The following is a 13888-nucleotide window of genomic DNA, read 5'->3' on the forward strand; positions in this document are numbered from 1 at the left end:
GCCGCGGCGGGAACCGCCGCGGCCACGTCCCGATCAAGGGGAACTACGAGGTCACGGAGCCCAGGTGATGGCGCTCGTGGTGCTGGTGTACGTCGCCACTGGCGTCAGCTCCGGGTGGTCGCCCGTGATCGTGAAGCTCCGACCGTCTGCAGCGACCGTGACGTCGAAGACGGACGCGGCGGTCGACTCGGTGAAGACCGGCGGGACCAGGTCGGCCTCGTCGAAGTCCGCGGCGTACTCGCCGTTGTTGTTGACGGCGTTGGTCTCGATCGCGAGGGCCGCGTTCTTGAGGTCGGACTCGACCTCGGCGCGCCAGGCGGCCTCCCGCTGGTTGAGGAAGACCGGGATGGCGATGCCGGCGAGGATGCCGATGATGATGACGACGACGAGCAGCTCGACGAGGGTGAAGCCTCGCTGCGACTGCTTGCCGTCCTGGAGCGCGATGCGGCGGTCGCCGAGAGCGCGGAGGAGGTTCTGCATGGTGTGTCCTTCTGGGGTTGGGGTTTGGGGCAAGGGATACGTGAGAGGACGAGCGATCAGTTGATCTGCTCGAAGACCGTGAAGACGGGCATGTAGAGGGCGATGATCATGGCGCCGATGAGCGCGCCGACCCCGGCGATCAGGATCGGCTCGATGATCGAGGTCATCTGCGCGGTCGTCGCCTCGACCTCGTTGTCGTAGGCGTCGGCGATCTTCGCGAGCATCGTCTCCATCGAGCCGGCGTCCTCGCCGACCGCGATCATCTGCACGACCATCGGGGGGAAGACGGGCTCGTGCGCGAGCTGCTCGGCGACGGGGCAGCCCTCGCGGACCGCCGTCGCGATGCGGGCGCTCGCCTGCTGGATCACGCTGTTGCCCGAGACCTCGCCGACGACGTTGAGCGCGAGCACGATCGGCACGCCCGCGCCGAGCAGCGCCGCGAAGTTGCGAGTGAAGCGCGCGAGCGCGATCTTGCTCACGATCTCGCCGAAGACCGGGAGCTTCAGCAGCAGCGGGTCGAGCAAGGCGCGCACCTCTGGCGCGTTCTTGTTGCGCCGCCACCAGACCGAGAACACCACGGCCGCGACGATGAGCAGCGGTCCGAGCCAGATCATGTTGCCCGAGATCGTCACGAGGATCTGCGTCGCCAGCGGCAGCTCGCCCCCGAGATCGGTGAACATCTTCTCGAAGATCGGCACGATGAACCACACCATGCCGACCACCGCGAGGAGTGCCATGCCGACGACGACGACGGGGTAGGCCATCGCCGACTGCACGGTGCCGCGCAGCTTGACCTCCTTCTCGAAGGAGTCGGCGACCGCGTTGAGCGCACCGTCGAGGAAGCCGCCGGTCTCGCCCGCACCGATGAGGTGGATCATGAGCGGCGGGAAGACCGTCGTGTGGCGGCCGAACGAGCTCGAGAGCGATCCCCCGCCCTCGATCTCGATGCGCACCTCGTCGAGCGTCTTGCGGAGCGTCGAGTTCTCGGTCTGCTCTGCGAGGATCTTGAGCGTCCGCAGGATCGAGAGGCCGGCGCCGATCATGGTCGCCATCTGGCGGCTCATGACCGCGAGGTCCTTGAGCTTCACGCCCTTGTTGAAGGGCAGCTCGATCTCGCGCTGCAGGCCCGTGCCGGTGCCGGTCTCGGCGACGCTCACCGGCGAGAGGCCCAACTCGCGCATCCGCGAGACGACCGCGACCTGGCTCGCGGCGTCGAGCTTGCCCTTGACGACCTTGCCGGTCGTGTCGCGGCCCTTGTACTGCCACGTCTTCGTGCTCGTCATGCGCGCTGCCCCTTCGAGAAGGTGTCGCCGAAGTCGACGCCGGCATCGAGCTTGGGGCCGCCGGAGGTGGCGAGCATGCCGCGGAAGTCATCGACGTTCTGCGCCTTGTCGCGGGCCGCGTCCTCGCGGATCAGGCCGCGGTTGACGAGCTCGGCGAGGTGCTGGTCGAGCGTGCGCATCCCCTGCGACGCGCCGGACTGCAGCGCGCTCGCGATCTGGTGCGTCTGACCCTCGCGGATGAGGTTCGAGATCGCCGAGGTCGCCACGAGCACCTCGCTCGCGGCGATGCGGCCGCGGCCGCCCGCGCGGGGCACGAGCGTCTGGCAGACGACGCCCTGCAGCGTCGCAGCGAGCTGCGCGCGCACCTGGCTCTGCTGGTACGGCGGGTAGACGTCGATGATGCGGTCGATGGTCTGCGCGGCGCTCTGCGTGTGGAGCGTCGCGAAGACGAGGTGGCCGGTCTCGGCGGCGGTGAGGGCGACCGAGATCGTCTCGAGGTCGCGCATCTCGCCGACGAGGATGACGTCGGGGTCCTGGCGCAGCACGTGCTTGAGCGCCTTCGAGAAGCTGTGCGTGTCGTGGCCGACCTCGCGCTGGTTGATGACCGCCTTCTTGCGCGGGTGCATGAACTCGATCGGGTCCTCGACCGTCACGATGTGCTCCGCGCGGGTGCGGTTGATGAGGTCGATGAGCGCCGCGAGCGTCGTCGACTTGCCGGAGCCCGTCGGTCCGGTCACGAGCACGAGGCCGCGCGGGAGGGTGGCGAAGCGGGTGATGGCCGGCGGCAGGTCGAGCTCGTCGATCGTGCGGATGCGCGTGGGGATGAGGCGGAACGCCGCGCCCTGCGCGGAGCGCTGCTGGTAGATGTTCACGCGGAAGCGCGCGGCCTCCGACAGCTGGTAGGCGAAGTCGAGCTCGAGCTCGCGCTCGAACGTCTCGCGGTGGTCCGCCGTCATGATCGAGCTGAGCGCCGACGCGACGCGCGCGGTCGACCAGATGCCGAACTCCTCGAGCGGCACGAGCATGCCGTCGAGGCGCATCGTCGGCGCCGTGTCGGCCGTGACGTGCAGGTCGGAGGCGCCGACCCGGACGACCCACTCGAGCGCGAGCAGCAGGTCGCTGTCGTCGCCGCGCGGCATGATCTGCGCGGGGGCGGCCGCCTCCGGCTCCACCGACTGCGCGCGCTGGCGCAGGCTCGCCCGCGTCGACAGCCCCTGCGGCTCGCCGAGGACGCCGGTCATCGAGATGCCGCTCATACGATCACCCGCACGATCTCGTCGACCGACGTGAGGCCGGCGCACGCCTTGAGCCAGGCGTCCTGGCGCAGCGTGCGCATGCCCTGCGAGGCCGCGACGCGCGCGATCTCGGAGGTCGACTCGCGTGCCACGGTCATCCGCTCGATCTCCTCGGTGACGGTCATGACCTCGTGGATCGCGATGCGCCCGCGGTAGCCGGTGCCGGAGCAGTGGGTGCAGCCGACCGCGCGGTGCACGCCGCCCGCGGTCGACGTGTCGAAGCCGAGCGCCTGGAAGTGGTGCGTCTCGCGGGGGTCGGGCTGCTTGCAGCGGTCGCAGAGGCGACGCGCCAGGCGCTGGGCGACCACGCAGTCGAGCGCGGAGCCGACGAGGAAGGGCTCGATGCCCATCTCCGTCAGTCGGGTGATCGCGCTCGGCGCGTCGTTCGTGTGGAGCGTCGAGAGCACGAGGTGGCCGGTGAGCGACGCCTCGATGGCGATCTGCGCCGTCTCGTGGTCGCGGATCTCACCGATGAGCACGACGTCCGGGTCGGATCGGAGGATCGAGCGGAGCGCGGCGGCGAACGTGAGGCCGGCCTTCGGGTGCACCTGCACCTGGTTGACGCCGGGCATCCGGTACTCCACCGGGTCCTCGACCGTGATGACGTTGACCTCGGCACGGGAGACGGCGTGGAGCGTCGTGTAGAGCGTGGTCGACTTGCCCGAGCCCGTGGGGCCCGTGACGAGGATCATGCCGTAGGGCTTGCGGTACGAGGACTCGTAGCGCTCGAAGTTGTGCTGCAGCAGGCCGAGGTCGGCGAGGTCGAGCTTCGTGCCGCCCGAGTCGAGGATGCGCATGACGATCTTCTCGCCCCACACGGTCGGCAGCGTGGCGACGCGGAGGTCGATCTTGCGGCCGTCGTGCATGACCGACATGCGGCCGTCCTGCGGCCGGCGACGCTCGGCGATGTCGATGTCGCTCATGATCTTGAGGCGCGAGATGATGCCCTGCTGCATGCCCTTCGGGGCGCCCGTCATCTCGTGCAGCACGCCGTCGACGCGGAAGCGCACGCGCACCGAGCGCTCCCCCGGCTCGATGTGGATGTCGCTCGCCCGGTCCTGCACGGCCTGGCTGACGAGCAGGTTGACGAAGCGCACGATCGGCGCGTCCTCGTCGGCCGCGTCGGCCATGCCGAAGGTGCTCGCCTCGACGGCGCGCTCCTCCTCCTCGACGACCGCCGTGATGTCGTTGAGCTCGCTGTCGGCGCGGTGGAACCGGTCGATGGCGTTCAGCAGATCGGGGCGCTCGGCGACGACGGGCTGCACGGCCATGCCGGATGCCTGGCGCACGTCGTCGATGGCGAGCACGTCGGCGGGGTCGGTCATCGCGACGACGAGGTAGCGGCCCTCGATCGCGATCGGCAGGACCGTGTGCCGGCGGGCGGTGGAGCTCGGCACCCTCGCGACCGCCGCGTGGTCGACGGCGAGCTCGGTGAGGACGACGAACGGCACGCCGGCCTGCGCGGCGCGCACCTGCGCCGCCTGGGTGTTCGTGATGACGCCCTCGTCGATGAGGGTGCGGACGGCCGCGTCGTCGTCGATGCCGGCCGCGAGCAGCTCGTCCCGACGGGACATGGAGAGGTTCCCCTGGCGCACCAGCAGAGAGGTGAGCGATGCCATGGCGGCTGCTTCCTCTATCGCCGCGCGCGGTCGGCGCAGGGCGCATCGACCGCACAGTGGAGTGCGAGCATGGAGTGGGTCCTTCGTGACAGGGCCGGGGCTGGGGACTCCGGAGCTGAGCGTGTCGTCGGACCTGCTTGGTCCGACAAGAGTTGAGTTTCACACGCCGTTACCGACTGCGCAACAATTCCAGAACTCAAGTTTGACTCAAGCGCGGGGATGCTTCCTCAGCATTTCGCAGGGAAGTGCATCTTCCCGTAGAAGTAACGCTGTTATCGGGCACACTTGCAGCAGGTTGCCGCGGCTCCGCGGCATACGATTCGGGACTCGTCCCACCATCCGACAGGGCGCTCACCATGCATGCATCCCCTACCGACCGGGCGTCGGTGCACGACCATGACTGACCACGACGGCGCTGGGTTCCACGCGCCGACCGGCCTGCGGGAGCGCAAGAAGGCGCTCACGTACAAGACGATCGCCGACGCGGCCTTCGAGCTCGCGCTCGACCGCGGCCTCGACGACGTGACGGTCGACCAGATCGCCGACCGCGCCTTCGTCTCGCCCCGCACCGTCTCGAACTACTTCTCGTCCAAGGAGGCGGCCGTCGTCGCCTCGGGCGACACGCCCCCGATCGTGCTGCTCGAGGGGCTGGCCGACCGGCCGGCCGACGAGCCGCCGCTCGTCTCCCTGCGCGAGGTGCTCGCGGCGAACGTGCGGGCATGGACGCCCGAGCAGCTGCACGCGATCCGCGAGAAGGAGCTGCTCGTCGAGCGGTTCCACGCCCTCCTGCCGTACCGGATGGCGCAGTACGACGAGCTCGAGGACGCGATACGCGAGGTCATCGCCGAGCGCAGCGGCGTCGACCCCGAGACCGCACCGTTCCCCCGGCTGATCGCCGGCGCCGCGACCGCGGTCGTGAAGACGGCGATCCGCGTGTGGGTCAACACCGACGGCGACCGTCGTGCCATCTCGGAGCTCGTCGAGCACGGCTTCCACGACCTCGAGGCAGGGCTCACGCCCGACGCATAGTCCAGGGCCGCGTCGAGGCGGTCGTTGCCCCGTCGGCGCCGGTGCTAGATTGGGCGCTGCTGCCTCGGCAGCCCGGCCCCCATAGCTCAGGGGATAGAGCGTCTGCCTCCGGAGCAGAAGGCCGCAGGTTCGAATCCTGCTGGGGGCACCGACACGCTTGTCAGAGGCGCTTTCGCGCCTCTGACGTCGGTGCCCCGTCGGGCCCGTCCCGGGCCCGAGTCACGAACATCCGTGACTGAGCCGCCTTCGCGCCTCTGACGTCGGTGCCCCATCGTGGCCGTCTCGGCCGCGCTGCACGACGACGAGTCGGCGCCTACGTTCTGCGTCGTCGCCGGCGCGCCCTCGATGCGCAGGAACGCGAGCTCCGACTCCTGGGCGGCCGCGTCGCGGAGAGCAGGTCGGACCCCGCGGTCGATGTCGCAGGCCCGCCTCGTCGACCGGATCGGGCTCGGCAGCGGCGACCGCATACGGGGCGACGGCGTCGATGCCGCACGGGAAGCGCCCGCGGTCTGCCGACGCGCGTATGATAACAGCGTTGCCCGGGCGATGGCCGCCCGGTTGTGCGCAACGCACATGCGAGAAGGCGTTGGGGTACACGACACGCGGATCGATCGCGCCTGCGCCCGAAACAGCGTCCGTGACCGCGTACGCTCAGCACCATGGGAAGACCACGCCTGCATGACGAGCACCTCCGCCAGCGCCTCCTCGAGGCCGCGACGGAGCTGATGGCCACCGAGGGGCCCGACTTCTCGCTGCGCCCGCTCGTCGCGTCGATCGGCACGTCGACGTCGGCGGTCTACTCGCTCTTCGGCTCGCGCGGCGAGCTGCTGGAGGCGATCACGCTCCGCGCCGCGAGCTCGCTCGTCGACGCGCAGAACGAGGCAGACGTCGACGACCCGGTGCAGCGCATCCTTGGCCTCGCGCACGCATGGCGCCAGTGGGCGACCGACAACGCGTCGATGTTCCAGGTGGTCTTCGGTCGCGGCGAGTCGACCCCTGCAGTCGACGAGGCCCGCGACAGCACCACCGAGCCGCTGCTGCGCGCTGTCCGGTCCGCGGTCGAGCAGGGCGTGCTGCACGGCGACCCCGAGACGTCGACCCGAACGATCTTCGCCGGCGTCCACGGCTTCATCACGCTCGAGCTGCTCGGCCTGTATCCCGCCGAGCAGGCGGACGCGCTCTTCGACGCGCAGCTGGCCGCCATCTGGCGCAGCTGGGCCACGCCGGAGCACGTCGACGCCGTCGCCGCCTGAGGCATTGCCACCCATACCCCTCAGGGGTATCATGGAGGCATCATGAGCATCGCCACCGCCGCCCCCACGCACGGCTACACCGCCGACAAGGACGCCCTCCTCAAGCGCCTGCGCCGCGCTGAGGGCCAGGTGCGCGGCGTCGCGCGGATGGTCGACGAGGATGCGTACTGCATCGACATCCTGACGCAGGTCTCCGCCGCCACGAAGGCGCTCGAGACCGTCGCGCTGCAGCTGCTCGAGGACCACCTCGCGCACTGCGTCGCCGAGGCGGCCGAGTCCGGCGGCCCCGTCGCGCAGGCGAAGCTCGCAGAGGCGAGCGCCGCGATCGCGCGCCTCGTCCGCTCCTGATCGATCCCGCAAGCCATTCGCACGAGGAAGGCACCACCATGCTCCAGAACATCGAGATCCTGTCCACCCCCGCCGAGGCCGAGGCCGACGCGCAGGCCCAGGCCGGCGGCTGCTGCGGCGGCGGCGCGTGTGGCGTCTCGTCGGCTGCGACCCCGTCTGCCACCGCGCAGACCTTCGAGGTCGACGGCATGACGTGCGGCCACTGCGTCTCGTCGGTCACCGAGGAGCTCTCCGGGCTCGCGGGCGTCGAGGGCGTCGACGTCCAGCTCGTGGCCGGCGGCCGCTCCACGGTCACTGTCTCGGCCGACGCACCCCTGCGCCTCGATGACGTGCGCGCCGCCGTCAGCGAGGCGGGCTACACGCTCGTCGAGGCCTGAGCCCAGCGCTGACCCGAAGCATCGCGAGCGCCGGTCCCCTCGGGGGCCGGCGCTCTGCTCGTGGCGACGCCCGCGCCGGCGTCCGGCCGCGCGGACGCCCCCTGGCGGACGGCGCCGGGCGGGTCTAGTGTCAGTGCCGATCCCCGCGGTCACGGCGCTCGGATCCCGTCGTCAGGGGTCATCATGCAGCGTCGCTCGATCGCCATCCTCGCCGCCATGGTCGTGGGCGCCTCCGCCCTCGCCGTCGCCACCCCCGCCTCCGCGGCGGATCCGCCGGACGGCGCCGTCTACGTGGCCCTCGGCGATTCCGAGGCCGCCGGCACGGGCAACCTGCCCTACGTCGACAGCGACTGCCTGCGCTCGCGGAGGGCGTACCCGGCACAGCTCGGATCGATGCTGGGCACCGGGGTCGCCTCGAACGCGTGCGCGGGCGCGACCACCCGGGACGTGATCACGACCCAGCTCGGCGACCTCGGCTTCGGCACGAGGCTCGTCACGATCACGGCGGGCGTCAACAACCTGGCGTGGCAGCGGGTGCTGCTCGAGTGCCGCGCCGGGGGCGATCCGCTGGCCTGCGGCCAGGCGAAGGCCGACGCGTTCGCCGCCATCGCCGCGCTGCCCACCGACATCGCGCAGATGCTGGCAGCCGTGCGCAGCCAGGCGCCGAACGCGCAGATCCTCGTCACCGGCTATCCGCTGCTGTTCGGCGATCTCGCCAGCGGCGTCTGCAGGGCCGGCACCTACCGGGGCACGCACGTCGTCTTCAGCGCCGCGGACACGCAGTTCGTCAACGCCGGCATCGGGCTCGTGAACGCCGCGATCCTCGGCGGGCTCGTCGGGTACATGAGTGCGACCGGCGACGAGGGCGTCTCGTACGTCGACGTCACCGCGACCTTCGACGGCCACGGTCTCTGCGACTCGTCCAGCCCATGGATCAGCCGCGTCATCTCGGGCACCGCCACGGTCGACCGCGGCTTCCACATCGACAGCCGCGGCATGCGGGCGTACGCCGACGCGCTCGCGGCAGCGGCGCCCGACATCCCCTAGCTACGCGGCCTGCTCGATCCGCACGAGGTTGCCCGCCGGGTCGCGCAGCGCGATGTCGCGCACGCCCCAGAACTGGTCGGTGGGCTCCTGCACGATCTCGACGCCCTCGGCGCTCGTCGCGCGCTCGAACACCGCGTCGAGGTCGCCCGCCCGGAGGTTGACGCTCCCGAGCTCGCCCTTCGCGAGCAGCGCGGCGATCGCCTCGCCGTCCTGCTCCGACCGGCCTGCGCGCGGATGCGACAGCACGAGCTGGATGCCGGGCTGCGACGGCGGCGACAGGGTCACCCAGCGGAACCCCTCGTTCTCGACCTCGCTCGTCACCGACATCCCGAGGACGTCGCGGTAGAAGGCGACCGCGGCATCCGGGTCGTCGACGATGACATGCACTGCGCTGATGGAGATGCTCATGCGCACGACACTAGGCGGGCACCGCCCGTCGCGCTTCTCGGAAACTGCCCGACGGATCGCCCTTCCGCGGTCGCGTCAGCACCATCGCCAGGCAGCCCGGCATGCCGTCGAGCGCCTCGTGGTCGCGGGCCCGGTAGGCGCTGGGGGTCTCCCCCATCAGCTTCGTGAAGCTCGCCGAGAACGAGCCGAGGCTCGTGCACCCGACCTGCATGCACGCATCCGTGACGCTCACCTCGCCGCCGCGCAGCAGCGCCGCGGCGCGCTCGATGCGCCGGGTCATCAGGTAGGCGTAGGGCGTCTCGCCGTAGGTGTCGCGGAAGCGGCGGCTGAAGTGCGCGGTCGACATCAGCGCGGTGCGCGCGAGCGCGGCGACGTCGAGCGGCTGCGCGAACTCGCGGTCCATCCGGTCGCGCGCGCGACGGAGGCGGCGCAGCTCGTCGAGGTCGACCATCGGCCCATCATCGCCGATGCGGGCTCAGTCGGGCAGTGCCTCGACGAACGCCGTCACCTGCCGGCGCACGCGGTCGCGGATGCGCCGCACCTCGTCGGTGCTGAGCCCGGCCGGGTCGTCGAAGTCCCACACCTCGATGCGCTGGCCGTCGACGAGGTCGAAGGGGTGCTCGATGAGCATGGTGATGATCACGTCGGCGGCCCGCGCGAGGTCGTCGGTGACGGGCTTCGGGAAGCTGTCGGTGAGCGGCACGCCGTCCTCCGCCATCACATCGCCGACCGTGCGCAGCACCTGGTCGGCCGGGTTGAGCGCTCCCGAGAGCGCCGCGATCCTGCCCTCCCCAAGCACGTTGAGGTAGGCGGCGGCCATCTGCGAGATGCCGTCGTTGCGGATCGACTCGACGAGCACGCGCAGCGGCGCGCCCTCGGCCCGGGTGCCCCGACGATCGAGCGCCTGCAGCCGATCCGCCGCGAACTGCAGCGCGAGCGGCGGCAGGTGCGCGCGGACGCGCGCGCCGCGAGCGAGCGTCGCGTGCGACTCGAAGACCACGCGCTCGACGAGCTGCGGATCGAGGTCGGGATGGCGCGCGGCGAGGCGCTTCGCGCCGCTGCGCAGCACCGCATCCGGCGAGCTGCCGCCCTGGTCGGACTCGATCATGTCGGCTCCTTCGGTCGACCCCGCGCATCCAGGCTACGGGCGGGCGGACCGCCAGCCAAGCGTCAGAGCGCGGGCGCGTGGCGCTCGAGGAACCCGTAGAGCTCTGCGTCGTCGACGCCGGGGTAGGTGCCCGACGGCAGCGGCGCGAGCGTGTGCTGGTGCATGCGGGCAGAGGCCCACGACTTGCGGCGCCAGCGCTCGACGAGCGCGTCGTCCGGGCGCGCGCAGCAGCGCTCGTCAGGGCACGTCGAGACCTCGCGGAACGCGGTCTGGGCGCCGCGGAAGTACTTCGCGTCGTCGAAGCGCACGCCGAAGGAGATCGAGAACTCGCCGTCGGCACCGGAGCCGGTCTGCGTCGAGCACCAGTACGTCCCGTTCGGGGTGTCGGTGTACTGGTAGAACTCCGTCGTCCGCGAGGTGCGCTCGAACGCGCTGCGGGCGGCGAACTTGCGGCAGACGAGCTGGCCCTCCGCGTGACCGGACGCGTCGACCGGGATGGGGATGCCGTCGTTCTCGTACACGCGCGACAGCGCGCCGTCCTCCTGCACCCGCAGGAAGTGCACGCGCAGGTCGAGGTGCGTGGTCGCGAGGTTCGTGAAGCGCATGGCCGCGGTCTCGTGCGTCACGCCGAACGCGTCCCGGAAGTCCTCGACGGCGAGGTTGCGCTCCTTCTTCGCCTTCCGCAGGTACTCGACGGCCCGCGAGCGCGGCATGAGCGTCGCGGCGGCGAAGTAGTTGATCTCGAGCCGCTGCTGGAGGAACTCGCTGTAGTCCTGCGGCTCGTGGTGGCCGAGCAGCCGGTGCGCGAGCGCCTGCAGCGACATCGAGCGGAGGCCGTGACCGCCGGGGATCGACGCCGGCGGCAGGTAGATGCGGCCGTTCTCGAGGTCGGTGACCGAGCGCGTCGAGTGCGGCAGGTCGGTGACGTAGACGAGCTCGAAGCCCAGCCGCGCCGCCATCTCGCTGACGGTGCGGTGCGTGAGGCTGCCGCCCTCATAGCCGACGGCGCGCAGCTGCTCCTCGGCGAGGTCCTCGATCTCTGGCAGCGCGTTCGACTGCTCCCGCATCCGGTGCCGCAGCGCGGTGGCGTCGCGGCGCGCCTGCTCGGGGGTCGCGATGGCCTCCCGCGCGCGGCGGTCGAGCTCGCGGTGCATGCCCACGAGGGCCGCGAGCAGGTCGTCGCCCATCGAGCGCGTCGGGCGCACGGTCGGCAGCCCGAGGCGACGGTAGCTCGCGCCCTCCTGCAGTCGCTGCAGGTCGAGCTCCATGCGGGAGCGCTCGCTCGGGGGCTCGGGGTCGAGCAGCTGGGCGGTGCCGACGCCGAGCACCTCGGCGATGGCCTGCAGGTGGCTGAGCTTCGGCTCGCGGTGGCCGTTCTCGATGAGCGAGAGCTGACTGCCGGCCAGGCCGATCCGCTCCCCCAGCGCATCGAGCGTCAGCCCGGCGGTCGTGCGGAAGTGCCGGATGCGGTGCCCGAGGATTGCTGCGTCGACCATGGCATCAGTGTACGAAACTTCTGCGGATCCTTCCGCCATGCGTCTCCCCTCCGGTCACGCCATGAAGGTCTAGCGCGGTGGCGTACCCTGATCGCTCCGACGGCGACCGCCGATGGCTCGATTCCGGGCGACTGGGCCACCATCGGCCCCGGCGTCGCTTCACCGCTGCGAAGGAAACAGCGAATCTTCCCTCGGCGACACGGCTTCAGAGCGTGAACGGCGCGCAGACTCGGAGCATGACGATCCTCCCCGCTGCTCCGTCCCGCTCCGCTGCCAAGCCCGTGCGGGCGAAGGCCGTGCACGCGCCCGAGGGCGCCGACCCCGGCGTCGTCGCCTGGGTCGCGAGCGTCGCGAACCTGCTCGAGCCCCGTGACATCGTCTGGTGCGACGGCTCCGCCGAGGAGCTGCAGCGCGTCACCGACGTGATGCTCGAGGCCGGCACGATCGTGCCCGTCCCCGCGCGACCGGGCAGCTACCTCGCCCGCTCCCACCCCGGCGACGTCGCCCGCATGGAGGACCGCACGTTCATCTGCGCCGAGGACGCGGACGACGCCGGCCCCACGAACAACTGGCGCGACCCGCAGGCGATGCGGCAGGTGCTCGGCGGCCTCTTCGACGGCGCCATGGCCGGCCGCACGATGTACGTCATCCCCTTCTCGATGGGACCGGTCGGCGGCCCGATCTCGAAGCTGGGCATCGAGCTCACCGACTCGCCGTACGTCGTCGCATCCATGCACTTCATGACACGCGTCGGCACCGCCGCCCTCGAGGCGATGCACGGCACCGACGACTGGGTGCCGGCGGTGCACTCGGTCGGCGCGCCGCTCGCCGAGGGCGAGCAGGACGTCGCCTGGCCCTGCAACCCGACGCGCTACATCTCGCACTTCCCGGAGACGCGCGAGATCTGGTCGTTCGGCTCGGCCTACGGCGGCAACGCGCTGCTGGCGAAGAAGTGCTTCGCGCTCCGCATCGCGTCGGTGCAGGCGCGCGACGAGGGCTGGCTCGCCGAGCACATGCTGCTGCTGCGCATGAAGCACGAGGACGGCCGCCAGCTGCACCTCGCGGGCGCCTTCCCGTCGGCGTGCGGCAAGACGAACCTCGCGATGCTGCAGCCGACGATCCCGGGCTGGACCGTCGAGACGCTCGGCGACGACATCGTCTGGATGCGGCCCGGCCCCGACGGCCGGCTGTGGGCGATCAACCCCGAGAACGGCTTCTTCGGCGTCGCCCCCGGCACGAGCGAGAAGACCAACGCGACCGCGATGGCGATGATGGACCACGACACGATCTTCACGAACGTGGCGCTCACCGCCGACGGCGACGTCTGGTGGGAGGGCCAGACGCCGGAGGCGCCCGAGGGCCTCATCGACTGGCAGGGTCGCCCCTACGACCCGGCCAACGGCCCGGCCGCGCACCCCAACGCCCGCTTCACGGTGCGCGCCGAGCAGGCGCCGTCGATCGCGCCCGACTGGGACGCCCCGACGGGTGTGCCGCTCGACGCCATCATCTTCGGCGGCCGTCGTCCCTCGCAGGTGCCGCTCGTGATGCAGGCGCGCGACTGGGAGCACGGCGTCTACGTCGGCGCGACCGTCTCGAGCCAGCAGACCGCCGCCGCGGAGGGCCCGGTCGGCGAGATCCGCCGCGACCCGTTCGCGATGCTGCCCTTCTGCGGCTACAACATGGGCGACTACTTCACGCACTGGATCGACATGGGCCATCGGCTCGGCCGCGGCGCGCCGAAGATCTTCTCGGTCAACTGGTTCCGCCGCGACGACGAGGGCGGATTCCTGTGGCCCGGATTCGGCGAGAACGCCCGCGTGCTCGAGTGGATCGCGGGCCGCGTCGCCGGCACCGCGAGCGGCGTCGACACCGCGATCGGCGTCATGCCGGCCGAGGACGCGCTCAACCTCGACGGCCTCGACATCGACCCGGCCGTGATGGAGGAGCTGTTCGAGATCGACGCGAAGGCGTGGCTCACCGAGCTCGTCGACGTCGAGGCGTTCTTCGGACAGTTCGGCCGCGCGCTGCCCACGGGCCTCGTGCGCCAGCTCAACCACGTGCGGTGGCGCCTCGAGCACATGCAGCAGGCAGTCGCCGCCTGACCCGTCGCGGCGCGACCTCGCCGAACTTCCCTCAACCGCGGGT

General features: G+C 71.2%; 14 protein-coding genes and 1 tRNA gene. 7 read left to right on the forward strand and 8 right to left on the reverse strand.

Annotation, left to right across the window (positions count from 1 at the left end):
- Positions 1-51: 51 nt before the first annotated feature.
- The 4 genes from ABIB37_RS00830 to ABIB37_RS00845 are packed head-to-tail and all read right to left on the reverse strand — an operon-like array spanning position 52 to position 4677.
- Positions 52-480, reverse strand: a complete 429-nt coding sequence (locus ABIB37_RS00830) for a type IV pilin protein (protein ID WP_354255505.1) — start codon at positions 478-480, stop codon at positions 52-54.
- Between the two features lie 56 nt (positions 481-536).
- Positions 537-1763: a type II secretion system F family protein gene (locus ABIB37_RS00835; RefSeq protein WP_354255507.1), complete on the reverse strand. Its 1227-nt coding sequence runs from the start codon at positions 1761-1763 to the stop codon at positions 537-539.
- Complete coding sequence (locus tag ABIB37_RS00840) at positions 1760-3019, reverse strand: type IV pilus twitching motility protein PilT (protein ID WP_354255509.1); 1260 nt, start codon at positions 3017-3019, stop codon at positions 1760-1762. The genes ABIB37_RS00835 and ABIB37_RS00840 overlap by 4 nt, the downstream gene beginning before the upstream one ends.
- Positions 3016-4677, reverse strand: a complete 1662-nt coding sequence (locus ABIB37_RS00845; protein WP_354255512.1) for a GspE/PulE family protein — start codon at positions 4675-4677, stop codon at positions 3016-3018. Before ABIB37_RS00845 ends, ABIB37_RS00840 begins: the two co-directional genes overlap by 4 nt.
- Before the next feature lie 396 nt (positions 4678-5073).
- Here ABIB37_RS00845 and ABIB37_RS00850 point away from each other — a divergent pair, with 396 nt between their 5' ends.
- From ABIB37_RS00850 to ABIB37_RS00875, 6 genes are all read left to right on the forward strand, one after another.
- Positions 5074-5706 carry an acyl-CoA-like ligand-binding transcription factor gene (locus ABIB37_RS00850; RefSeq protein WP_354255515.1) on the forward strand — a complete coding sequence of 211 codons (633 nt, stop codon included), beginning with the start codon at positions 5074-5076 and terminating at the stop codon, positions 5704-5706.
- Between the two features lie 75 nt (positions 5707-5781).
- A tRNA-Arg gene (locus ABIB37_RS00855) sits at positions 5782-5854 on the forward strand.
- A gap of 511 nt (positions 5855-6365) precedes the next feature.
- On the forward strand, positions 6366-6959 hold the full coding sequence (locus ABIB37_RS00860) for a TetR/AcrR family transcriptional regulator (RefSeq protein ID WP_354255518.1): 594 nt from the start codon (positions 6366-6368) through the stop codon (positions 6957-6959).
- Between the two features lie 42 nt (positions 6960-7001).
- Positions 7002-7307, forward strand: coding sequence for a metal-sensitive transcriptional regulator (locus ABIB37_RS00865; RefSeq protein WP_123697409.1), 306 nt, complete (start codon positions 7002-7004; stop codon positions 7305-7307).
- 38 nt (positions 7308-7345) lie between these two features.
- Entirely contained in the window at positions 7346-7684 is a 339-nt protein-coding gene (locus ABIB37_RS00870) for a heavy-metal-associated domain-containing protein (protein ID WP_354255521.1), read from the forward strand.
- Positions 7685-7867: 183 nt separating this feature from the next.
- Positions 7868-8731 carry an SGNH/GDSL hydrolase family protein gene (locus ABIB37_RS00875; protein WP_354255524.1) on the forward strand — a complete coding sequence of 288 codons (864 nt, stop codon included), beginning with the start codon at positions 7868-7870 and terminating at the stop codon, positions 8729-8731.
- Here the strand turns inward: ABIB37_RS00875 and ABIB37_RS00880 are convergent, their stop codons facing one another.
- The 4 genes from ABIB37_RS00880 to ABIB37_RS00895 all read right to left on the reverse strand — a co-directional run bounded on the left by ABIB37_RS00880 (position 8732) and on the right by ABIB37_RS00895 (position 11743).
- Positions 8732-9139, reverse strand: coding sequence for a VOC family protein (locus tag ABIB37_RS00880; protein ID WP_354255527.1), 408 nt, complete (start codon positions 9137-9139; stop codon positions 8732-8734).
- Positions 9140-9149: 10 nt separating this feature from the next.
- Positions 9150-9590 (reverse strand): helix-turn-helix transcriptional regulator, encoded by a 441-nt coding sequence (locus tag ABIB37_RS00885; protein WP_354255530.1) that lies wholly within the window; start codon positions 9588-9590, stop codon positions 9150-9152.
- A gap of 24 nt (positions 9591-9614) precedes the next feature.
- Positions 9615-10247 (reverse strand): arsenate-mycothiol transferase ArsC, encoded by a 633-nt coding sequence (locus ABIB37_RS00890; RefSeq protein WP_354255532.1) that lies wholly within the window; start codon positions 10245-10247, stop codon positions 9615-9617.
- A 62-nt stretch (positions 10248-10309) separates the two neighbouring features.
- Positions 10310-11743, reverse strand: a complete 1434-nt coding sequence (locus ABIB37_RS00895) for a helix-turn-helix domain-containing protein (protein ID WP_123697403.1) — start codon at positions 11741-11743, stop codon at positions 10310-10312.
- 236 nt (positions 11744-11979) lie between these two features.
- On the opposite strand from ABIB37_RS00895, the gene ABIB37_RS00900 reads away from it, so the two are divergent.
- Positions 11980-13845: a phosphoenolpyruvate carboxykinase (GTP) gene (locus ABIB37_RS00900; RefSeq protein ID WP_354255534.1), complete on the forward strand. Its 1866-nt coding sequence runs from the start codon at positions 11980-11982 to the stop codon at positions 13843-13845.
- Positions 13846-13888: the final 43 nt, after the last annotated feature.

The organism is Agrococcus sp. UYP10, assembly GCF_040547205.1.
Lineage (GTDB): Bacteria > Actinomycetota > Actinomycetes > Actinomycetales > Microbacteriaceae > Agrococcus > Agrococcus jenensis.

Excerpts from the sequence above, each read along its gene's own strand:
- ABIB37_RS00830 (WP_354255505.1), bottom strand. The coding sequence starts at position 480 with ATGCAGAACCTCCTCCGCGCTCTCGGCGACCGCCGCATCGCGCTCCAG.
- ABIB37_RS00835 (WP_354255507.1), bottom strand. The coding sequence starts at position 1,763 with ATGACGAGCACGAAGACGTGGCAGTACAAGGGCCGCGACACGACCGGC.
- ABIB37_RS00840 (WP_354255509.1), bottom strand. The coding sequence starts at position 3,019 with ATGAGCGGCATCTCGATGACCGGCGTCCTCGGCGAGCCGCAGGGGCTG.
- ABIB37_RS00845 (WP_354255512.1), bottom strand. The coding sequence starts at position 4,677 with ATGGCATCGCTCACCTCTCTGCTGGTGCGCCAGGGGAACCTCTCCATG.
- ABIB37_RS00850 (WP_354255515.1), top strand. The coding sequence starts at position 5,074 with ATGACTGACCACGACGGCGCTGGGTTCCACGCGCCGACCGGCCTGCGG.
- ABIB37_RS00860 (WP_354255518.1), top strand. The coding sequence starts at position 6,366 with ATGGGAAGACCACGCCTGCATGACGAGCACCTCCGCCAGCGCCTCCTC.
- ABIB37_RS00865 (WP_123697409.1), top strand. The coding sequence starts at position 7,002 with ATGAGCATCGCCACCGCCGCCCCCACGCACGGCTACACCGCCGACAAG.
- ABIB37_RS00870 (WP_354255521.1), top strand. The coding sequence starts at position 7,346 with ATGCTCCAGAACATCGAGATCCTGTCCACCCCCGCCGAGGCCGAGGCC.
- ABIB37_RS00875 (WP_354255524.1), top strand. The coding sequence starts at position 7,868 with ATGCAGCGTCGCTCGATCGCCATCCTCGCCGCCATGGTCGTGGGCGCC.
- ABIB37_RS00880 (WP_354255527.1), bottom strand. The coding sequence starts at position 9,139 with ATGAGCATCTCCATCAGCGCAGTGCATGTCATCGTCGACGACCCGGAT.
- ABIB37_RS00885 (WP_354255530.1), bottom strand. The coding sequence starts at position 9,590 with ATGGTCGACCTCGACGAGCTGCGCCGCCTCCGTCGCGCGCGCGACCGG.
- ABIB37_RS00890 (WP_354255532.1), bottom strand. The coding sequence starts at position 10,247 with ATGATCGAGTCCGACCAGGGCGGCAGCTCGCCGGATGCGGTGCTGCGC.
- ABIB37_RS00895 (WP_123697403.1), bottom strand. The coding sequence starts at position 11,743 with ATGGTCGACGCAGCAATCCTCGGGCACCGCATCCGGCACTTCCGCACG.
- ABIB37_RS00900 (WP_354255534.1), top strand. The coding sequence starts at position 11,980 with ATGACGATCCTCCCCGCTGCTCCGTCCCGCTCCGCTGCCAAGCCCGTG.